Origin of the sequence: Parasphingorhabdus sp., from assembly GCF_039977335.1 — a bacterium.
Lineage (GTDB): Bacteria > Pseudomonadota > Alphaproteobacteria > Sphingomonadales > Sphingomonadaceae > Parasphingorhabdus.
The window spans coordinates 279,119-300,603 of record NZ_JBDWDI010000001.1; the positions used below are offsets into that span (position 1 = coordinate 279,119).

Below are 21,485 nucleotides of genomic sequence, written 5' to 3' on the forward strand. Positions count from 1 at the left end.
TTGGCCCAAATCCTATGCGTGCGTCCGAAGCTGAGATTTCAATTGTGAGATTAAAAAGGGAGATTGCGGATGAAAAATATACTATTTCTGATGTCATTTTTGGGAGCCTTGTTCTTTGGCTCCAGCGCCGTTGATGCGGCAGGTGCTTTGCACCCTCCTCAAAAAATCACCACAGTAGCGTTCCACGAGGAAGGATTTTTCATGTATGCTGATGGTTGGGCCAATCCCAATGGCTGCGACCGTGATACTGCCATCGTTCTGTTAAAAACTGATCCCAATTATGACAAAGCCTTTGCATTGCTACTGACAGCCTATGCCTCTGGTAAGGAAGTCGCTGGATATTCAGATGGATGTGCGATGCATGATGGTCAGAGCTATAACACAATTAGGGGGTTTAAATATCTGGTGGTGCGCTAGCTGCGGCCTGCAGCTTTGATGTTTTTAACGGATGGAGAGTTTCGAATGCTGAAATTAAAGAAAACGTTGTGGCTGGCACTGCTGGGCGCGCTTGCATTCCCCATGCCAGCGAGTGCAGCGGGTTTGTGGGAGCCGGCAACCATTACGCGTATATCTGTTAACTCAGGCGGCACTGCCTTTCTTCGCCTTGACCCTATTTCGACAAATGTTGGCTATGTCAAAGCGGGATGCTCCACCAATGGACTTTGGCAGGTTGCCTTTGATGCGTCTACGCCAGCTGGGCAAGCTATGTTGTCGTTGGCGTTGTCGGCACATCTCTCCAAGAAGCCTGTCCGTGTTGTTGGTAGCGGCACGTGCCCAGCCAACGCGGGCGTAGAGGGCATATCTTTTTTCGATATATTACCGGCAGATTAGGCTTTGATGCTGGGCAATTTTCTAGAATTGGACTTGAAAGTGAGGGGAGTAGGCCGCGCCAGTCATATTAAACAAACCATCAATTATGGGGAAAGGGAATTGATATGAAGAAGGTGAAGGCATTTCAGTTAACAGCAGCGGTTATTATATCCACGCAATCGGTGTCGGCATTCGCGAATTCATCTTGTTACGGCACCGTCTCCGATGTGCATTTAAGGGCGGATGGAAGTGTTATGATTAATCCAATCTACTATCCAAGCTATACGCAGATTTGTAACGTTAAAGCAGATTGGAAAGACGTATCCAAAGATGTTTGCTGGGGGTGGTTTTCACAAGTAAATACAGCCGTTGTCGAAGCGCGACATATTCGTGTCTATTCTTTAACATCCCTAGCCTGCGATGCTTTGGGAACATATGGAAATGCGCCAGCACCCTATTATGTCATGCTGAATTGAGGTGCGCCGAATAACCTGTTCGCTTTTTCTTTTTAGCCAGTAACTATGATTCTAGTTTATATTTGGCAAAACATAAAAAGTGATTTTGACATTTACGGTCATATATAAATAAATAATCAATTCATTTGACTTAAAAACAATAATCATATCTATTTGATCAGAATAGGGTCTCATGTTCGGGGGCGATCATCAGAAAAATTTTGCAATCATCTGTTATAGCTTTGCTATTGATAAGTAGCGGCGCTCAAGCTGCGTCTGAATGGACAGGCAACCGAAAAATTACGTCCATCTATCCATATCCCACCGGTTTTATATTTGAAGTGGATGGGCCAAAAGTAAATGATCCGGGCTGTAATGGGAATAGATTGAATCTTCCAATTACTGCCGCCAACTATGATGCGATCGTCAGCTCGCTCATCACAGCTTTTTCTGCACAATATAATGTGAGTGCGAATTTCAATAACACCACCACTTCATCCTGTCAGGCCGTTATCAATCGTGTGCAGATTACGCCATGATCTTGCGCTCTAAGATCGGCATCTTGGGCAAATCTATGATGGTCACCTGCTTGCTGGCTTTCGCGTCTCCCGTTTCGGCGGCGGAACAATGGGCCGGTTCTCGTCAGATTGACACACTCTATCCCAATACCTTGGGCCTGATATTCTATGTCGAAGGTTCGGACTTGAGGCCTGCGGGCTATAGCGGCCCGTGTCCAGGGAACCGGATGTTCATAGACAAGACCCATCCCAATTATGAGGTTATGGCGAGCGTTCTCATTCTCGCTTTCGGGTCCTCTTTCCCCGTCAACTTAAACTTTGAAAACACCACACTCTCATCCTGCGACATCATCGTCACGCGTGCGACTGTCGCAAAGCAATAAACGCATTCAAAATCATACAGGGGGCCTTCCCGTGAATCATATCATCAAGCCGATTTTCCTATCACTCAGCTCCATGGCGTTGGTCGCGCCGAGTCCAGCGCTGGCGCAAGGGACCACCACCTATGAATATGATGCGCTCGGCCGGTTGATTGAAACGACCACGACCGGCGGTGCGAATGACGGCCTTGGGACCGTTTATGAATATGATGCCGCCGGGAACCGAAAGCGCGTCGAAGTGACCGGGAGCGACGGAACGCCGGGCGGACCCAGCCGTATCATCGTGTTGCCGATTAACGGGTTTCTGGTGATTCCCATTCGGCCAGTGAACTAGGGATTTGGATATATTTGAGGGGGTTTGAAATGAAGAAGTTGATTACTGGCGCAGTTGCTCTTGCTACTCTTGCCACACCATCCATTGCTAACGCAGCCGCTTCTTATTGCGTGGGCAACGTAACAAACGTTTTCGTTTACGGAACAGGTGACGTGGTAATATACGGATCGTGGCGTAACGGTTGGACCGCAATCTGTAACGTGAATGAAGAGCGATTAGGTATCAAACCTCAGACCTGCTTTACCTGGTTCTCTGTTATGAGCAGCGCCATTACGGAAAATAAGCAGGTGGGTGTTTATTATGCCGATTTGGGCGCGGCAGATTGTGCCACCATACCCACATATGGGAGTGCTCCAGCGCCATATTATGTGCGACTTATCAAATGAGAGTCATCGCAAAAGCTTTGCTCGCTTCAGCACTCATGACCTTCGCACTACCCGCAAACGCAGCGGGCGGCTCAACGGCTTATGCCGTGCCGACAAAAATCGAAATCGTCCGTGGTCAGGGTTTCATTATCTTCGGAGAATATGGCAACCCGGGATCAACCCCCTGTACCAGGGATGACGCCATTTGGGTGCCCATATCCCATCCCCAATATTCTGAGCTTCTTTCGACGGCGCTATCGGCCTTTGCCGGTCAGTTTAAGCTGCAAGCCTATGTCCATAGTTGTACTTCGATCGGCTGGCATAGCGGGACTTATAACGAGTTAACCAACAATGGGGCTTTGTACATTTCAAGATGACAGAATTGCGATCAACGGGAGGTAGCAAGCTATGAAAACAATTTCCAGATTCCTTCTTGTAATCGTGGCGCTCGGCATGATGCCGCAAAGCGCAATGGCGCAGACTTTTACTTGTGCCGTGTCACAAGGCGTTCCTTATTGTCAGTATACAGGTAAAGTAAAACACACTTACATGAATCGCGATAATTTGGTCTTGATATATTTTGAAGAATATATCGATTTGTCAGTAGTTTCGGCAGCGGGTTATTCAGGAGTATTTGGGGCCTATGCAGGAGCCTTTCTGCATACAGAAAATCCCGCTTTTGCTGAAACATTATACTCCACGATGCTTACCGCCTTGGCGGCAGATAAAACAGTAACAATCCAAATGCGCGGTGCCGAAGGCGGATTACTGAAAATTGATCGGTTCTGGATTGAAAAATGATAAAAATACCGGAAGATTTATGAAAAGCAGAACTTTAGTATCATCGACGGTCGCAGTGCTAAGCTGCGTTGCTCTTGCCGCCCAGACGCATGCGGCAGCAGTTGACTGCGCCGGCACAATAAGCGGTGTATATACAACGAAAGCCGGAGGAGTCGTTGTCCTCAGCTCATGGCGCGGCGCATGGACCCAAATTTGCAATCTCAATAGCGAATGGAAAACCGTGCCGGCCCAGACCTGTTGGGGATGGTTTGCGCAGGTTAACACCGCCGTGGCACAATCCAAGCCTGTCCGATTTCACTTCCCAGACGGCACCAGTGCGGCCTGCAACCAATTGCTTACATTTCACAACTCAAACCCTCCCGAATATGTGTTGCTGGCAGAGTGATGGGTGAGATGTGCGGGATAGGATTAGGACTTTTTAATAGGGAATTCACTGTGGTTTCAAATGAGAAAAGAGAGATAATGGCCAAATCATTTCTAAAAATGGTGTTGGTTGCCTTTGGCACTATGGCTCTTGCCACGCCTGGGATGGCTCAAAACGCTCTGGAGATACCACCGGAACATTCGACCATTGATGAAAATGGCGTCGACCTTTCGTCGGGTGAATTGGTGATTGAAACTTCTGAGATCAGCATCGGTTCCGGTGCAGCACAAATCTCGCATAGTTCGCAATATGGGAAAAAATTTCCAAGTTCCAATCGGGTAACGCTTCTCTTCGAAGATACGATCAAGCAAGTTATCAGAGGATCAAGCCGCACGAATTTTACGTCCTCCGGTACAGATGAATGGACATCCACAAAGGGCGATGGCGAGAAACTCGTCAAGATCGGTTTTTGGAACTATATTCTTTATGGTTCAGACGGAATAGAATATCATTTTACCGCAAGATCGTCAGAAGCATGTGCTAGTTACCAAGGCGACTGTTATTATGATGCGCTGCTTGCCACAAAAATAATTGCGCCCGACAAAAGCGAACTGAAATTCAACTATCGTACGGAAACATTTTGCATACAAGATGAGTTGGGTGCATGCTTTATCATTGGATATGATAACCGGCTGCAATCGGTGAGTAATAGCCAAGGTTTCATGCTCAAATATGAATATGCCAATAACAATGTGCCGGGCGTCAATCAGAATCTAGATATAAGCCCAATCAAGGTCACGGCAGTGAACTTGGCAGATACTTATTGTGATCCGGATGCAGACACTTGCACAATCCCTTCGACTATGCCGAACGTTCAATATAGCACGCAATATCCATCCGGAGGTAGTGTCAAAAACGTTACCGACAAAAATGGCGGGGTCACCAAATATACCTACAATAACACTGGCCGTCTGGCAGCTATTCGCCCTCCTGGCGCTGCGGTGGATAGAGCTTCATACAGCTATACTACAAACCGTGTTTCAACCGCGACCATCGCAGGAACCACGTCGACTTATAACTATTCTGAAAATGTACCGGCAGATGAATTTACGGCCGTAAAGACTAAAGCCGGTAACAGCGAAACATATGTTTCTGGGCGCAGTTCCAAACAGCTGAAACGCTATATAAATTCTCTGGGAAAAACCACCATCTACACTCGTGATAGTTCAGGTCGTTTGTCCCGGATCACATATCCGGAAGGCAACTATAGGGAGCTTATTTATGACAGTCGTGGTAATATTGAGGAAACCCGGATTGTAGCAAAACCGGGATCGGGGCTCGCCAACATTGTCACTCAGGCCGAATATCCCGCCACCTGCCCCAATACAAAAACTTGCAACAAGCCGACCCATACAATTGATGCACGAGGCAAGCAGACGGACTACACCTACGACCCAACCCACGGTGGTGTACTGACCGTAACCGCGCCAGCCGCTCCAAATGGCGTGCGGCCGCAAACTCGCTTCACCTATGCCCAAAAGAGCGCCTATTATAAAAATGCCAGCGGCACCATCGTCGCAGGCCCGGCAAAGTGGGTATTGACCGAAACCGCGCTGTGCCAAACATCTTCTAGCTGTACAAATGCTGCCGACGAAGTGCGAACAACCGTTGATTACGGCGCAACCGGCGTGGCCAATAATCTACTGCCTGTTTCGACCACCACTGGCGATAACAGCAGCACGTCGACAACCACAACAGCCTATAACAATAATGGGGATGTGATATCTGTCGATGGCCCTTTGCCCGGCACGTCTGACAAGAGCTACTTTTTTTATGATGTGCTAAGACGGCAACGCGGCGCAATTGGCCCTGATCCAGATGGCAACGGTGTTATGAAACGCAGAGCGCAACGCTCCAGTTTCAATGCGGAAAGTCAAGTGACCCTATCCGAGGTTGGGACGGCAACCGGAATAAATGAATCCAACCTCAATAGCATGAGCATATTGCAAAAAGTGGAGCTGCAATATGACAGCAATGGCCGCCGGATCAAAGAGACGCTGAAAAGCGCGGCAGGCGCGGCGAAGGCATTGACCCAATATAGCTATGATAGCAAAGGACGATTGGAATGTACCGCACAGCGGATGGATCCTAACTTACCATCTCCGGCCTGTTCTCTCTCGACGCCAGGCAGCGCTGGTCCCGACCGGATTACGCGACAACATTATAATGGGGCGGATCAGGTGCTACGCCAAACCGATGGCTATTTGACCACTGATGCGCGCGATAGCTGGATTGCAACTTATACCGACAATGGCCAGATCCAAACCCTGACCGATGCCAATCAAAATCGCACGACCAATATTTATGACGGTCATGATCGTCTTTATGAAACCCGCTATCCGCATAAGTCAGTAAAGAATACCAGCAACGCGTCTGATTTCGAACGATTTGGCTATGATGACAACAGCAATGTGATCAGCCGGCAACGCCGCGATGGGACGCTGGCCGCGTTCACATACGACAACCTCAATCGCATGACACTGAAAAACCTACCCGGAACAGCAAATGATGTTCATTATAGCTATGATCTTCTGGGCCGCCAAAAGACCGCTAAGTTGGTTTCCAGTTCGGGCGCCGGCCTGACCAATGTCTATGATGGACTGGGCCGGTTGACTGATGTCACGGATACCACGGGCGGTGGATCGCGCACCATCCAATATGAATATGATGCTGCTAGCCGCAGGACCAAGATGACATGGCCAGACAATGGTTTGTTCGTCACTTACAGCTACAAACTAGATGGCTCGCTTGACCAGATTAAGGAAAATGGCAGCACCGCTATCGCCACCTATGCCTATGACGTCTTCGGTCGTCGCACCGGCCTGACTTATGGCAATGGTACCACTGTCAGTTACGGTTATGATGATATCTCCCGCTTGGCGTCATTGACGAATAACCTGTCTGGTTCCGCTCATGATCTGACCAGCAGTTTTGCGCATAACTCGGCTGGCCAGATTACACAGCATACGCAAAGCAACGATGCTTATGCTTGGGAAGGCCACTATAATATTGACCGTCCCTATACGGTCAATGGCCTCAATCAATATACGCTTTCAGGCACGCTGACGCCGACCTATGACGCGCGCGGCAATCTGATTAGCGAAGGCGATCACAATTACAGCTATGACATCGAAAACCGGATGATCACAGCGCCCGATGGCGTTACATTAAGCTATGATCCCTATGGCCGGTTGCACAAGACGACGGGCAGCGCCACCACGCGGCTGGGCTATGACGGCGTGGACCTGATCGCAGAATATGATGCTGGTGGCACTTTGCTGCGCCGCTATGTCCATGGTCCGGGCAGCGATGATCCGATCCTGTGGTATGAAGGCACAGGCACCAGCGACAAGCGCTATATGCACAAGGATGAACGCGGGTCTGTCATCGCTTTGTCCAACGCCAGCGGCGGCCTCCATGCGATGAACTCCTACTCGCCTTACGGTATTCCCGGCTGGACGAATGAAGGACGCTTTCAATATACCGGCCAGACTTGGCTTAAGGATGTTGAGATGTACCACTATAAAGCCCGGGTTTATTCACCAGGCATGGGGCGGTTTATGCAGACCGATCCGATTGGCTATGGCGATGGGATGAATATCTATGCTTATGTCCGGAATGATCCGGTGAACAAGGTGGATCCAAGTGGGTTGTTTGAAATTGTAGTGAACGGTGGTAGGCCTGTTCCTTATTGTCAAAGGAATCCAGCTGCTTGCCAAGCGGATACCAACGATGTTCTAAACAGGTTGGGAGGCGGCAGTTATCCGCTTTCTATCTCCAATTCGGCGCAAAATGCTATATTGGAGGCATTGGCCGGAGCCGGGCACGACTATACAGTAGAGGAAACCAAATTGTGTCATGGGAAGAACTGCGATAAAAAGAAAATTGATTCTCCTATATGCAATCTGCCTGGTCGAAATGGTACAGAACCCATTGTAAATGGTGGTACCTACTATGTCGGTTCATTTCGCCCAGTGATGGGTGGGCCTGGAGGTCCTGCAGGCTCCTTTGGTGTTCCGAATGGCCTAGTTACTGCTACCAAATCCGATAATGGATTGGTGTTCACCAATACCACTCAGCTACTTCATCCATTGAGCGGAACTGTAACCCGAACGTACAGGCAAACTTCGGGTGGCAGCATTTTCGTAACCACGCGAGGCACAGGAAATGCATTTTTTAGGGAGGCAGACCTAGCTAATGACTACCTAGGACCAGCAATTTTTAAAGCTGTCAATGCCGCATGTGCGAAACACCTTCAAGGCAGCTAACGATTTGAGATTAAGAGAAGCAGTATGAAATTGAAATTATTAATATCGCTTATTGTTGTAGTGCTTTTGTTTGTTTATGCTCCAAAAATTGGCTGCATGTTCCCGATTTATTACACCCAATCGTATGTTATAAAATTGCGTGTCGATGATAATAAAATTAGCGAGTTTAAGAAGGATTTGGAAAAATTCGCTTCTCAAGAAAACTCAGACTTTGTAACTAAACAATACCCCAGCCAGACAGTCGGCGACAGTTTCGTTGTCAATCATATGGGCTTTTGCAATTTTCAAGAATATATCTTTACAATCAATAGCTTTGATAAAAATAGATATGATATATTTTTATCTCATAACATGCTGTTCTCAGATGCAGATTTGCAATCGAAAGCCCGTTCTTTTGTGAACAATCTCAAAGAAAAATACGAGGTTATTGAACATGGGAAGCCTTAGATTCTCAAAGAATTTCAACACCCGATAAGGGATTACGGTGAGGATTACGGTGACAGTTTACTTAGGGATTACGGTGACAGTTTGGATTACGGTGACAGTTTACTTAATCCCCAAATAGCGCACGCCATGTTGGTTGTTGGCCGTTACTGACAAGTCCTTTCCATTTACCGCACGATAGTTGCTGATTAGTCTTAAGTGATGGCTCGGCTTCCCCGCATTGTGCTCCCTGGCATTCCGCATCACGTGACGCAGCGCGGTAACCGGCGGGAACAGACATTTTTTGAAGACGGCGACTATGATCTATATCTAGATCTTCTCGCTGAAGCGGCAAAGCGAGCGCATTGCGAAATCTGGTCCTATTGTTTGATGCCGAACCACGTTCATATCATCATATTACCGTCGGATGAGGACGGTCTAAGGCGGACATTTGGTGATCTGCATCGCCGCTATACTGGTTACATCAACGCGCGGTTGCGGACCACCGGGCATTTATGGCAGGGTCGCTATGGTTCGGTTGCCATGGATGAAACGCATCTCCTGGCCGCTATTCGCTATGTTGCTTTGAATCCGGTACGGGCGAGGTTGGTCAGCCGAGCGGCAGATTGGCAGTGGTCGAGTACTAAGGCGCTAGAACGGGCGGAGGATGATACGGTCATCTCTGTCGGTCCGGTGCTTGAGCGGACTGGCGATTTTACCGCCTTTCTCGATGAAGAATTTGATGAAGCTTTCGCCTATGCCGCCTTGCGCAAGGCAGAGACAATCGGGCGGCCAATCGGTTCTGCGGCATGGATCACCGATCTAGAAAAGCAAACGGGAAGAAAGCTGGCGCCTGCAAAGCCCGGGCGCAAACCTATAGCCTGAGTAGGAATAGGGGATTAAGTAAACTGTCACCGTAATTTCGTAATTTAATTTCACCGTAATTTAGGGGATTAAGTAAACTGTCACCGTAATTTGTAATTTTCCGTAATTTTCACCGTAATTTGTAATTTCGTAATTTGCGTAATTTGCGTAATTTAGTCACCGTAATTTAGATTGTTACAGAAGCATGATCTGACCCGTTCCCCGTCAGCGATCGATGGACAGATAGATGCTATCTGGCATGACACCGTAATCCCGGATTGGGGATTGTTGTAACTGTCACCGTAATTGTAACTGTCACCGTAATTGCCGTAATTGCGTAATTGAACTGTCCGCAACATCCCGAAAGCGGACACTAGCTTTCGCACTATTGAATGACCGAGATTGGAGTGGAGAGCAGACATAAGCGCTTATGAAGGCTAACGGCAAAACTAGCCCGTTAGCCGACGTTTTGCCTAAAGATCACCTCGCCACTAAACTATGCTCAGCTAGCGCCCATCAAAGTTAAACCGCATCTGCGTCCCATTCCTTGGGAGTCTTACATCGGACATTCTGACCCGTTCCTTGGCTGGCCCCTTGCACGCCGCCAGAACCGTTGTGTTGGTGCGGTAATGCTGATTTTTAAAATAGAAGCGTTTGTTTTTATTTACGCAAAATGCCGCCATGGCATCTTCACCCTCCCATGTTTTTTTAATCGCTCCGCCGAATATCCCTACTGTCTCACCATAAATATAAGTCGCGGCAGACTGGCCTTCTGGAAGGCCGGCCAGTTTCCAGCGTTTGGACATATCAACAGTGATGCAGCTGTTGGGGTTCATATTCCACCAGCCTTCCGTCCTGACGTTGTCGGAACTAAGAGCAAAGCTAATAGCGAAAAAGACGCGTTCATCTATATTGTTGCATACGCGCATGGTGTATTTTGCGGGTTCTTTGGGCAGGTCGCCAAATGCGACCCTGATTTTGGAAAGCGTGGTCGTTTCCTTGTCACCGTCATCATAGTTGATTTTGACATTATCGCCGTCGCGCGATGCGATAACTCCAGGATACCAGACCCCCTTGCCCAGCCAGTTTCCAGAGATGCGCGTTCCGGCCCGAATATAGTCACCCGAAATAACTGAAGCGTCAACATCATAACGGTCACCTTTGGCAAAGCGGACTTTATAGCTGGAACCGCCTTTGACGCTTTCGATCGTGGCAGGGTGCCAATAGCCTACACGGCCGATCTTTACCAAAACCTGATCGTCTTTTTTCCAACTGCGCACATCAACTCTATCATCTCTTTGCTTGGGATAGGCGGCATCCACACAGGATTTATTTGAACTTTTGCCATTGATATGAAAGCCGGCAACGCCGGTGATTATTACTCTGTTTTCGCGGCATATAAGTTTGTCGAACAATGCAGGCCGAAAAACTGAGACAGCGACAGACGGTTCAAAATCTTGCTGGTCCAAAGGCACAACGCGGGAACTGCCCTTTCCAATAATCCAGCATCTCAGCCCTTCAAAACTTAACTTTCTCGCACTGAAGCAGACTTTCACGGTCTCGTTGGTCTTGTTGTTGACCCAAAACTCTTTTGTGTTCGCGCTGGCTGGCGCGATCCAAAGGCTGGCGGCAAAAGCCGCAATCAGTAATTTCGCAATCGCTTGAATACGCATCATCATTCTCCCCCCTCAGTTCCAAAACCGGAACAATGGATGCGACCCCCTTGTTCGATGGCGGCACTATCTTACATAATTTTACCTTTTACTGAACCCGGCGTTGCGCGTTGTTCATAATAATAGCTGTTTATATGAACAACGCATCTGGATGATTAGCTGAAACCGCGTCAACGGCAATTTAGCTAACGTCCGCTTTTGCGCCCAAAGCGGACATAGACGTAAGCCTACATCTACTATTGAAGCTCACGCAAGCTGCGGACTTGTCGCCGTTTGACTGCCTCCACTGCCTTCCCACTCATCGACCGTCAGCATTATGGCATGACGGTGCGGCATGACGGTGACAGTCGCAACAATCCCCAAATAATCAAATTATTAGGTTGAGGATCCTCTCGATTGAAATAAATCTCTCAGCGAATTCTTAGATTTCCCGCTTTCCTACAAAACACCATATAGGTTATATAATGTGCTACCCATAACCAATGTGAGAATGTGTGATGACCGATATTTCTTCCCCTGAACAACCCGCCACCGAAACACTTGGCGCACCCACCCCGCGCTGGACACCCGAGAAGCAGGGCAAGTTTCTTGAAGCCCTGGCGCGCTGTGGGTCGGTCAAGGCGGCGGCGGCCTTTGTCGGCATGAGCCGGGAGAGTGCGCATCGGCTGCGCCGCCGCACGCAGGACTGCGGCGAGGGCAGGGCCTTTGCGCGGGCTTGGGACGCGGCGCTGATCCATGCGCGGGATCTTTATGCCGAGGAGGTGCTGGATAAGGGGCTGAACGGCTGGGCCGAGACGGTTTGGTATCATGGCGAGGAAGTGGGGGAGCGGCAGCGTTTTTCGGTGCCCTTGCTGCTGGCGGCGCTGGGCCGGCTGGATAAGAAGGCGGATGAATATGATCTGGCGGGCAATCCGGCGCGGGCTGCGGCAGCGGATTTTGATGCGATGGTGGAAAAGATTAGTCAGGGCAGCGATTGCACCGAGATGCTGGCAGAGCAGGATCGGGCAGGGCAGCCGCAAGTCGAGCCTCCCTCCTTTGACGGGATCGAGAATGACGCGCTAATGAGGCGGCTACGGGAATCGCAGGAGCGCGGGCAGATTGCTGCCACCGCGCCAGAAGATATCGATATATCCGACCTTGATCCCGACGATGCGGCGAGCTGGGACGACATGCAATGGGAACGCGCGATGCGCAGCGGCATGAGCGATGATCCGGATTTCTGGACTCGGGTCCGGGCCAGCGAAGCAGCGGCTGGCATTTGTCATGATGATGATTTTGCCAATAATGTCGGTGGTGATAGCGGTGGCGCTATCCCCAGTGGCAGCATGGCGGGCAGTGTATGTGCAGGGGGACCACAGGCTGTTCCGCTTTAGGGGGTGTGACCCGGTGTGACCCAAAGCGCAATCTGGTGCGGACCATGTATCTGCTCCGCTTATATAACCGCGGTAACCGCGTATCGATTAGTCGGACTGCGTCCTCGGCCGAGCCTGCCGGTATGTGCCAAGCAACCGGACGCTGTTACAATGGAATCGCAGTTCTTCCAGCGCCCGGTCAACCGCTGGATCGCCCGGTGCGCCTTCGATATCGGCATAGAATTTCGAGGCTGAGAAGCTGCTCCCCTCCTGATAGCTTTCCAGCTTGGTCATGTTGACGCCATTGGTCGCAAAACCGCCCATCGCCTTGTATAGCGCGGCAGGGATATTCTTCACTTCAAAGATGAAGGTGGTCATCGCCCTGAAATCGTCGGCACCGTTAGTGTCCGGCACCGTGGCCTCGGGGGCGAGAAGGACGAAGCGGGTCATGTTATGATCTTCATCCTCGATAGCTTCGGCAATCGGTTTGAGGCCGTAAATCTGGGCAGCCAGCGGCGGCGCGATAGCCGCAGCGCTCTCATCGTCATGCTGGGCCACAAAGGCGGCTGCAGCGGCGGTATCCGCATAAGCGACCGGAATAATGTCATGGGTGCGCAAATAGTGGCGGCACTGTCCTAAAGCTTGGGGATGGCTCATCGCTGTCTTGATCTGGGCATCACTTGATTTCGCCATCAAACAGTGGCGGATTCGCATGAAATGCTCGGCAACAATATGCAGGCCCGATTCGGGTAGCAGGAAGTGAATATCGGCGACCCGGCCATGCAGGCTGTTTTCGATCGGGATAATCGCTGAGCCAGCAGTCCCGTTTTTAACCGCGTCCAGGGCATCTTCGAACGAAAAACAAGGTAAGGTCAAGCAATCAGGGGCATATTCCATAGCCGCGAGATGTGAATTTGCACCAGGAGCACCCTGAAAGGCAATTGCCTGAGCCGGAGTTTCTGATGCGATTTCAGTCATTTTCCGGACCATGCCAAGCGCGTTTTGCGGAAAGCTATTCATGATATTGTCAGTTCCTGTTCTATGCGCCCGATCATTATCGCCGCGATTGCCGCACAAATCGCATCTGCGCAAGACCTGATCGCATGTAGCGCAACTGGCGCAACAATATTAGCAATCACGTCCGCAATTGAGGTCTTGCTTTGAACCGGCGGTCTTATTAGAGAATGCGCAAAGTTTTTGGCAGGCCGCTCCTGCGCATCAATCAGGGATTTGAGACAAGATGGACAATAACAACACCATTGCTGGCTGGGTATTGGCAGGCGGAATCGCGGCCCTTGGATTTTCGATCCTCAGCGGAAAATATTTCCATGCTGACAAGAACGAACGCCCCGAAACCATGGGTTTTGTTATTGAAGGTGTTGAATCATCTGATGGCGGTAAGGAAGAAGTTCCGATGAGCATGATGCTTGCCAAGGCTGACCTTGCAGCCGGCGAAGCGGTGTTCAAAAAATGCATCGCCTGTCACACGATTAATGATGGCGGTGCTAATGGTATTGGCCCCAACTTATATGATACGCTGGGTAAATCCCACGGTCATGTCGCCGGCTTTGCGTATAGCGATGCCCTTTCATCAGTCGAAGGCAATTGGAATTTCGACAATATGAACGCCTGGCTGATATCGCCGCGTAAATATGCTCCAGGTACGAAGATGACCTTTGCGGGTCTCGGAAAACCCGAAGATCGCGCCAACGTCATCGCCTATATGAATACGCAAGGATCAAACCTGCCTTACCCGGAACCACCAGCAGTTGAAGAAGCAGCGGTTGAGGGTGAAGAGGCTGTGGCGGAAGCTGATGCTGCAGCTACCGAAGTTGCAGAAGAAACCGTGGCTGCTGACGAAGCGGCTGCCACCGAATAAAGCGTTTAGCGACTAGCTACATTCAAGACCGTAGAAATCCTGGATGATGTTCCAGGCTTCATCCGCTGTTTCGACAAACTGAAACAGGTCGAGATCTTTGGCGCTGATCGTGCCTTCTTCGGCCAAGGCGTCAAAATTTATCACCCGATGCCAGAAATCCTTGCCGAACAGGATGATCGGAAGCGGTTCCATCTTGCCAGTCTGAACCAACGTCAGCAGCTCGAAAAACTCGTCAAACGTACCGAAGCCGCCCGGAAAGACTGCAACAGCCCTGGCGCGTAGCAGGAAGTGCATCTTGCGCAGTGCGAAATAGTGGAACTGAAAGCTTAGTGACGGTGTGACATATTCATTGGGCGCCTGTTCATGCGGCAGAACAATGTTGAGACCGATGGATTCCTTGCCAGCGTCCGTTGCACCGCGATTGGCCGCTTCCATGATGGATGGACCGCCGCCTGAACAAACGACAAAGTCTCGTTTGCCGTTTTCTTCAATGCCGCAATTGCTGGCCAGCTGGCCCAGCTTTCGGGCTTCGTCATAATATTTGGACTTCTCTTTCAACCGTTGGGCCGTTTTCAAAGAGGCTTCATCACTAGCCGCTTCAATCAACGCATCAGCTTTACTTGGCTCGGGGATACGGGCTGAGCCATACATGACCAGCGTGGAACCAATGCTTGCTTCATCGAGCAGCATCTCGGGCTTCAGCAGTTCTAGTTGGAACCGGACCGGGCGCAACTCTTCGCGGAGCAGGAAATCATTGTCCTGAAAGGCGAGTGTATAAGCGGGATCTTCTGTTTGGGGGGTGCTTAAGGCCTGTTTCTTGGCGAAATCTGCTTCCTGTTTTGCACGGTAGAAGCGGCGATCGTGTAAATCTTTATTTGTCATAGCGCTGCTCTAGAGCATAGCAATGTGACTTGCCAATGAACTTAATGGTTTATCCAAAATATATCATTCAACGACAATAGCCGTTTCCGCCCATATCAAAATGAAAATGATCATGATGAGCGGCATTGAAGTCCGGGCTCAGCACTGTCCCAAAGCGGCGACAGGCGCTTTTGTGGATAGCTCTCAGAAAGGCTTTTTCCTGCCGTCCATTGCGCCAGTTTTTGGTCAGGGTGATGCGCCGTCCATCGGCCAACACAAAACCGGATACATCAATTGCATTGGCACGCCCATGTTCGGACAAACGATTAGATCCGGCCACGCGGCGGCAGCTATAGCTACCCATGGTCTCAATTCTGACCAGTTCGCTACCCAGATATTGGCGTGCAGCACGCCTGACTGCATATTCGGTCCAGGCAGCAAATTTGTTGGCTAACTCGCACCTCACCGGGCCAAGGTTTGAAAGTTCAACACGACGACCGACATCCAGCATTGTGATGGCATCTATCTGACTGCACCCGCCTGAGAAATTCTGATTGGGCAGCGGGGAGAAGTTGACGCCAGCTTTTCGCAATTCGCCGAAACATTGGCGGGCGCTGGGACTGGCATCAACCTTCCCGCCGCCACTGGATGGTCGTTTGCTATCGGGTATCCCGCAAGCACTAAGCGCTAGCGACAGGATCCCCAGGATCAAAAAATTGCGTGCAGATGGTGCTTTTTCAGATGGTGTTTTCATATAAACCGCTTGACTAAGCATTCCTAAATCTCTGCTGAAGATCAGGGCTTATAACCGTTTTTACGTCAGATGGGACGATGTTTGCGACAAGCTGATACAAATAAATTCTGGACCTATCGAGTCGGACTATTCAAATGAAAGTGATGAGAGCGCTTTTGCGGATATTGAACAGTTTGCCGATTTTCTGGTTGTTGCTCAGCCTACCTGCTTTGGTGCTGATGCGCGGTTATTGGACTGGCGACATTATTGCAATGGATATGCTGCATCCCACTGGCGAATTTTCCGCACGGTTCATGATTGTAGCGATGATCATATCGCCGCTGATTACGATTTTTGGTAATCGCGGCTGGACCGGTTGGTTGCTACAGCGGAGGCGGTCCTTCGGCCTAGCGGCGTTCGGCTATGCCATGTTGCATTTGGTTTTCTATATTGTCGATATGGAGGAACTGGAGCCCATATTGGCAGAATTTTGGGCACCGGGCATCTGGACGGGCTGGGCGGCGATGCTGCTTTTTGTTCCACTTGCAGTTACCAGCAATGATGCATCGATGCGTTGGTTAAAGCGCCGTTGGAAGTTTTTACAACGCTTGGTTTACGGTGCCGCATTGCTGACTTTGGCGCATTGGCTCCTGATTCATGATGGCATGACCGGCGCGCTGGTGCATTTTATTCCTCTGTTCATCTTACAGTTATTGCGAATGATTATCATCTATGGCAGAAGGAAAAAGAACGTCGCAAAAGCTGATTCGCCTCAGCCTCAGTGACAAGTAATATGACAACCGAGCGATTGAAGTCCAATCGCGTCCTGATTTTTAGTTGGAGTTTTGAAAATGAAATACCCTGCAATTACCGCTACGCTTGCAGCCGCTACAATGGCTCTTGGTTTCTCGGCCCCGGCACACGCCACGGGTAAAATGAAATGCGAAGCTGGGCCACAATCTGGCTGGGTTAGCCGCGATGATCTGGAAGCCGATCTTGTAAAAAAAGGCTGGAAAGTCAAAAAGTCCAAGGTCGATGGCGGCTGCTATGAAGTCTATGGCACAACCCCTGAAGGTGACCGGGTTGAAGCCTATTTCCATCCCGTTTCGATGGAGAAATTGTTGGTCCTTCGCCGGGGCAAAGAGCTTTTTCGCAAGAAGTAAACCGCTTAGCACAATTTGCTGAGACGATAATATTTGCTGCTTGACTTGCTGCGCTGCAACATACATTGCGGCGACGGGCCACGCGGTCCCAACGCCGCGCGAGCTCTCTGTAAGGAGAAGCGTACATGACTGATACTACCGTTCCGCAACCCGAGTTGCGTCCAAATTGCCCGAATTTTTCTTCGGGCCCTACCGCCAAATTTCCTGGTTGGTCTCTCGATAAATTGAACACCGTGGCCATGGGCCGCTCCCATCGTTCTGCTACCGGCAAGGCGCGGCTGAAATATGCTATCGATCTCAGCCGTGAGTTGCTCGGCATTCCTGATGATTATTTGATCGGCATTGTTCCCGCCTCTGATACCGGCGCGGTTGAACTGGCAATGTGGAATATGCTCGGCGCCCGTCCGGTGACAGTTGCGGCTTGGGAAAGTTTCGGCAACGTATGGATCCAGGATGCAGTGAAGCAGCTTAAACCAGCTGACCTGACAGTCCTCGAAGCCGACTATGGTGACATTCCCGACCTGACCCAAATCGATAAAGGTGATGACATTGTCTTTACCTGGAACGGCACAACGTCGGGTGCTAAAATTCCAAATACCGACTGGATTGCTGATGACCGGGATGGCGTGACCATCAACGATGCCACCAGCGCCGTGTTCGCGCAACCAATGGACTGGGCAAAGCTCGATGCCACCACCTATAGCTGGCAAAAAGTTATGGGATCGGAAGCCGGCCACGGCATGCTGATCCTCAGCCCGCGCGCTGTCGAACGGATTGAAAGTTATAGCCCGAGCTGGCCGCTGCCGAAAATCTTCCGTGTGAAGAAGGGCGATAAATTGAACCGCGCGATCTTTGAAGGCGCGACCATCAATACACCGTCCTTGCTGGCAACCGAGGATTATATCGCTTCACTCGAATGGGCGAAATCCATTGGCGGCCTGCAGGAACTGCACGCCCGCGCCGACCGCAATGCCAAGATTGTCCATGACTGGATCGAAGCCACACCATGGCTCCGCAATATGGTCAGCGATCCGGCGAAATGGACCAACACGGGCGTCTGTATGATGTTCCAGGGCGATTGGTATGATGGCCTGAGCGACGATGATAAAGCCGCTGTGCCCAAGAAAATCGCTGGCATGCTCGAGAAGATGGACATTGGCTATGATTTCAATGGCTATCGCGATGCACCGCCTTCCTTGCGCATCTGGTGCGGTTCGACCGTTGAGGAAGAAGATATTCGTCGCCTGCTGCCTTGGATTGAATGGGCCTACGCTCAGGTCAAAGCCGAGATTTAATTTTAGTGCTCCTGCTCAGGCAGGGGGCCATCTCCGGTATAACAGCTAGTAGACCACCGGAGGATGGACTCCCGCCGCAAAATAGTGGTGCGGAGAACTCATGTTTCTAAGGAATCATCAAAATGCCTAAAGTACTTATTTCCGATAAAATGGACCCTAAAGCCGCCGAAATTTTCCGTGAACGTGGTGTGGAAGTCGACGAAATCACAGGACAGACACCCGAAGAACTGCTGAAAATCATTGGTGACTATGATGGCCTTGCCATCCGGTCATCGACCAAAGTGACGCCTGAAATATTGGAAGCCGCCACCAACCTGAAAGTGGTTGGCCGTGCCGGTATTGGTGTCGATAATGTTGATATTCCGGCCGCCTCTGCCAAAGGCGTGGTGGTAATGAACACACCCTTTGGTAACAGCATTACGACGGCGGAACATGCCATTGCGATGATGTTCGCGCTGGCCCGTCAGCTTCCTTCTGCCGATGCCTCAACCCAGGCTGGAAAATGGGAGAAATCGAAATTCATGGGCGTTGAGCTTACCAGCAAGACGCTCGGTTTGATTGGTGCAGGTAACATCGGCTCGATTGTTGCCGAGCGGGCCATTGGTTTGCGCATGAAGGTAGTCGCTTATGATCCGTTCCTGACCGCTGAACGTGCCGTTGAAATCGGCATCGAAAAAGTGACGCTCGACGAGCTTCTGGAACGCGCTGACTTTATTACGATGCACACGCCGCTGACGGACCAGACCCGTAATATCTTGTCAGCCGAAGCGATTGCCAAGACCAAGCCTGGCGTGCGGATCATCAATTGTGCACGCGGCGGCTTGATTGACGAAGCGGCTTTGAAAGAGGCGTTGGAGTCGGGTCATGTCGCTGGTGCTGCATTGGATGTGTATGCGCAAGAACCGGCCAAGGAAAACGATCTTTTTGGAACGCCAAACCTGATCTGTACCCCGCATCTCGGTGCATCCACGAGTGAAGCGCAGGTCAATGTCGCTATCCAGGTCGCGGAACAGATGGCCGACTATCTGGTCAACGGCGGCGTTGAAAATGCACTGAACATGCCTAGCCTTTCGGCGGAGCAGGCACCGAAGCTGAAACCTTATATGGTGCTTGCAAATCAGCTGGGGTCATTAATTGGGCAGCTATCAAGCAGTTCACTGAAAGGTATTTCGGTAGAAGTCGAAGGGGCTGCGGCCGAGCTCGACCCCAAACCCATTACTGCCGCTGTTCTCGCTGGATTGATGGCAGCCTATAGCGACTCTGTGAATATGGTGAACGCGCCCTATTTGGCGAAAGAACGCGGCCTTGACGTTCGTGAAGTGCGGCATGATCGCGAGGGCGATTATCACACATTGGTCCGCGTATCGGTCACCACAGATGAAGGCGAGAAATCAGTGGCTGGTACGCTGTTTGGTTCTTCTGGGCCTCGTTTGGTTGAGATGTTCGGCATCAAGGTTGAGGCGGATCTCGAGGGCGACATGCTCTATGTCGTCAATCAGGATCAGCCCGGCTTTATCGGCAGTGTCGGTTCCACCTTGGGTGAAGCTGGTGTCAATATCGGTACCTTCCATCTGGGCCGTCGTGCAGATGCACCAGGCGGGGAAGCGGTATTGCTGCTTTCCATCGATTCGCCAGTGGAAGAACCCGTACTCTGGGCTGTTTGCCAGCTTGAGGGGGTTAAAACGGTCAAAGCGCTGCGCTTCTAAACAGAAGAGCAAAAAACCGGTGGCCTGAGCGCGCGCTTAGGCTATGGAGACGAAAGTCTATGCAAAAGCTGTCTAACTTGCTGCCCGAAGGCTTTCACGATTCCCTCCCTCCATATGCTGAGGCCGGGTCGCGACTCGAACGCGACGTTCTCGATACGCTGGCCAGTCATGGTTATGCGCGGGTATCGCCGCCATTGGTGGAATATGAGGACGTACTGACCGGCCGGATGACCGGATCGGCGAAAAGCGACTTGATGCGCTTTGTCGATCCGATTTCGCAGCGGACATTGGCGCTGCGGCCCGATGTGACCATGCAAATTGGCCGGATTGCAGCGACCAGTCTTTCGGGGGCAGCGCGTCCCGTGCGTCTCAGCTATTCCGGACAGGTTCTGAAATTGCGCTCTGGTCAATTGCATCCGGAACGCAGCCGCTTGCAAATCGGTGCGGAACTGATCGGAACCGATAGCGTGGCCGCTGCCAGCGAGATTGTAACGGTTGCGATCGAAGCATTGGGCAGGGCTGGCCTAACCGGGATCACCGTTGATTTCACGATGCCTGATCTGGTCGATATCCTGTCTGCAGGTCCGCTGCCGCTCAGTGCTGCACAGGCAGCCGAAGTGCGCAGCGAACTGGATATGAAAGATGCAGGTGGTCTCACAGAGCTGGGTGCTGTTGGTTATCTTCCGTTGATCGAAGCCACCGGGCCGTTTGATGATGCGATGGCCAAGATGCGGGCCTTTGACTGTGATGATCTGCTGACAACACGGCTGGATGGTATTGCCGCCATTGCTGCGAATATTAAAGACAAAGCAGAACTGACCCTCGATCCAACCGAGCGCCACGGTTTTGAATATCAGAACTGGTTTGGTTTCACGCTCTTTGCCGATGGTTTTGTCGGTGCGATGGGTCGCGGCGGTAGTTATGAGATTCCAACCGCTGATGGTGAAATGGAAAATGCCGTAGGCTTCTCGCTCTATCCCAGTCCGCTCATCGATGCCGGTTTTAGTGCAAAGGCCAAGGATATTTTATTCCTGCCGCTGGGGCATGATAGTGAAATTGCCGCATCTTTGCGGGCGGAGGGATGGCGCACGGTTGCGGCGCTTTCGGACAGTGATGATGCAGCCACTTTGGGTTGCACCCACCATCTTGACGGCAAGCAGCCGGTCGCAATTTAACAGGAA

At 50.8% G+C, this 21,485-nt stretch carries 23 protein-coding genes; 19 read left to right on the forward strand and 4 right to left on the reverse strand.

What is annotated here, in order from left to right; genetic code table 11:
- Positions 1-69: 69 nt before the first annotated feature.
- From ABJM21_RS01350 to ABJM21_RS01405, 12 genes are all read left to right on the forward strand, one after another.
- Entirely contained in the window at positions 70-417 is a 348-nt protein-coding gene (locus ABJM21_RS01350; RefSeq protein WP_348303294.1) for a hypothetical protein, read from the forward strand.
- A gap of 45 nt (positions 418-462) precedes the next feature.
- Positions 463-831: a hypothetical protein gene (locus ABJM21_RS01355; RefSeq protein WP_348303292.1), complete on the forward strand. Its 369-nt coding sequence runs from the start codon at positions 463-465 to the stop codon at positions 829-831.
- Positions 832-935: 104 nt separating this feature from the next.
- Positions 936-1,286 (forward strand): hypothetical protein, encoded by a 351-nt coding sequence (locus ABJM21_RS01360; protein WP_348303290.1) that lies wholly within the window; start codon positions 936-938, stop codon positions 1,284-1,286.
- A gap of 200 nt (positions 1,287-1,486) precedes the next feature.
- The gene (locus tag ABJM21_RS01365; protein ID WP_348303288.1) at positions 1,487-1,804 is read left to right on the forward strand and encodes a hypothetical protein; all 318 of its coding nucleotides are present in this window, start codon (positions 1,487-1,489) and stop codon (positions 1,802-1,804) included.
- On the forward strand, positions 1,801-2,166 hold the full coding sequence (locus tag ABJM21_RS01370; protein ID WP_348303286.1) for a hypothetical protein: 366 nt from the start codon (positions 1,801-1,803) through the stop codon (positions 2,164-2,166). The genes ABJM21_RS01365 and ABJM21_RS01370 overlap by 4 nt, the downstream gene beginning before the upstream one ends.
- A 31-nt stretch (positions 2,167-2,197) precedes the next feature.
- Positions 2,198-2,497, forward strand: a complete 300-nt coding sequence (locus ABJM21_RS01375) for an RHS repeat domain-containing protein (protein WP_348303284.1) — start codon at positions 2,198-2,200, stop codon at positions 2,495-2,497.
- Between the two features lie 29 nt (positions 2,498-2,526).
- Entirely contained in the window at positions 2,527-2,883 is a 357-nt protein-coding gene (locus ABJM21_RS01380; protein WP_348303282.1) for a hypothetical protein, read from the forward strand.
- Positions 2,880-3,239, forward strand: coding sequence for a hypothetical protein (locus ABJM21_RS01385; RefSeq protein WP_348303280.1), 360 nt, complete (start codon positions 2,880-2,882; stop codon positions 3,237-3,239). Before ABJM21_RS01380 ends, ABJM21_RS01385 begins: the two co-directional genes overlap by 4 nt.
- Positions 3,240-3,270: 31 nt before the next feature.
- Positions 3,271-3,663: a hypothetical protein gene (locus ABJM21_RS01390; RefSeq protein WP_348303278.1), complete on the forward strand. Its 393-nt coding sequence runs from the start codon at positions 3,271-3,273 to the stop codon at positions 3,661-3,663.
- A gap of 462 nt (positions 3,664-4,125) precedes the next feature.
- Positions 4,126-8,355, forward strand: a complete 4,230-nt coding sequence (locus tag ABJM21_RS01395; protein WP_348303277.1) for an RHS repeat-associated core domain-containing protein — start codon at positions 4,126-4,128, stop codon at positions 8,353-8,355.
- A 24-nt stretch (positions 8,356-8,379) separates the two neighbouring features.
- Positions 8,380-8,802, forward strand: coding sequence for a hypothetical protein (locus ABJM21_RS01400; RefSeq protein ID WP_348303275.1), 423 nt, complete (start codon positions 8,380-8,382; stop codon positions 8,800-8,802).
- Between the two features lie 198 nt (positions 8,803-9,000).
- Entirely contained in the window at positions 9,001-9,663 is a 663-nt protein-coding gene (locus ABJM21_RS01405) for a transposase (RefSeq protein WP_348303273.1), read from the forward strand.
- Positions 9,664-10,148: 485 nt separating this feature from the next.
- Here the strand turns inward: ABJM21_RS01405 and ABJM21_RS01410 are convergent, their stop codons facing one another.
- The gene (locus tag ABJM21_RS01410; protein WP_348303271.1) at positions 10,149-11,321 is read right to left on the reverse strand and encodes an agenet domain-containing protein; all 1,173 of its coding nucleotides are present in this window, start codon (positions 11,319-11,321) and stop codon (positions 10,149-10,151) included.
- Positions 11,322-11,812: 491 nt separating this feature from the next.
- On the opposite strand from ABJM21_RS01410, the gene ABJM21_RS01415 reads away from it, so the two are divergent.
- Entirely contained in the window at positions 11,813-12,688 is an 876-nt protein-coding gene (locus tag ABJM21_RS01415) for a hypothetical protein (RefSeq protein ID WP_348303269.1), read from the forward strand.
- An 87-nt stretch (positions 12,689-12,775) separates the two neighbouring features.
- Here ABJM21_RS01415 and ABJM21_RS01420 read toward each other — a convergent pair whose 3' ends face one another.
- A complete protein-coding gene (locus ABJM21_RS01420) occupies positions 12,776-13,687 on the reverse strand; it encodes a prephenate dehydratase (protein WP_348303267.1) in 912 nt (303 codons plus the stop codon).
- Positions 13,688-13,907: 220 nt separating this feature from the next.
- Here ABJM21_RS01420 and ABJM21_RS01425 point away from each other — a divergent pair, with 220 nt between their 5' ends.
- The gene (locus tag ABJM21_RS01425; protein WP_348303265.1) at positions 13,908-14,546 is read left to right on the forward strand and encodes a cytochrome c family protein; all 639 of its coding nucleotides are present in this window, start codon (positions 13,908-13,910) and stop codon (positions 14,544-14,546) included.
- Positions 14,547-14,558: 12 nt separating this feature from the next.
- Here ABJM21_RS01425 and ABJM21_RS01430 read toward each other — a convergent pair whose 3' ends face one another.
- Positions 14,559-15,428 (reverse strand): TIGR00730 family Rossman fold protein, encoded by an 870-nt coding sequence (locus ABJM21_RS01430; protein WP_348303263.1) that lies wholly within the window; start codon positions 15,426-15,428, stop codon positions 14,559-14,561.
- 67 nt (positions 15,429-15,495) lie between these two features.
- Entirely contained in the window at positions 15,496-16,161 is a 666-nt protein-coding gene (locus ABJM21_RS01435; RefSeq protein WP_348303261.1) for an extensin family protein, read from the reverse strand.
- Between the two features lie 134 nt (positions 16,162-16,295).
- Between ABJM21_RS01435 and ABJM21_RS01440 the strand changes: the two genes are divergently transcribed.
- From ABJM21_RS01440 to ABJM21_RS01460, 5 genes are all read left to right on the forward strand, one after another.
- Positions 16,296-16,925, forward strand: coding sequence for a ferric reductase-like transmembrane domain-containing protein (locus ABJM21_RS01440; protein ID WP_348303259.1), 630 nt, complete (start codon positions 16,296-16,298; stop codon positions 16,923-16,925).
- 66 nt (positions 16,926-16,991) lie between these two features.
- Positions 16,992-17,303, forward strand: a complete 312-nt coding sequence (locus ABJM21_RS01445) for a PepSY domain-containing protein (RefSeq protein WP_348303257.1) — start codon at positions 16,992-16,994, stop codon at positions 17,301-17,303.
- A gap of 125 nt (positions 17,304-17,428) precedes the next feature.
- Positions 17,429-18,598, forward strand: a complete 1,170-nt coding sequence (locus ABJM21_RS01450; RefSeq protein ID WP_348303255.1) for a phosphoserine transaminase — start codon at positions 17,429-17,431, stop codon at positions 18,596-18,598.
- Positions 18,599-18,720: 122 nt separating this feature from the next.
- The gene (serA, locus tag ABJM21_RS01455; RefSeq protein WP_348303253.1) at positions 18,721-20,304 is read left to right on the forward strand and encodes a phosphoglycerate dehydrogenase; all 1,584 of its coding nucleotides are present in this window, start codon (positions 18,721-18,723) and stop codon (positions 20,302-20,304) included.
- A 59-nt stretch (positions 20,305-20,363) separates the two neighbouring features.
- The gene (locus ABJM21_RS01460; protein ID WP_348303251.1) at positions 20,364-21,479 is read left to right on the forward strand and encodes an ATP phosphoribosyltransferase regulatory subunit; all 1,116 of its coding nucleotides are present in this window, start codon (positions 20,364-20,366) and stop codon (positions 21,477-21,479) included.
- Positions 21,480-21,485: the final 6 nt, after the last annotated feature.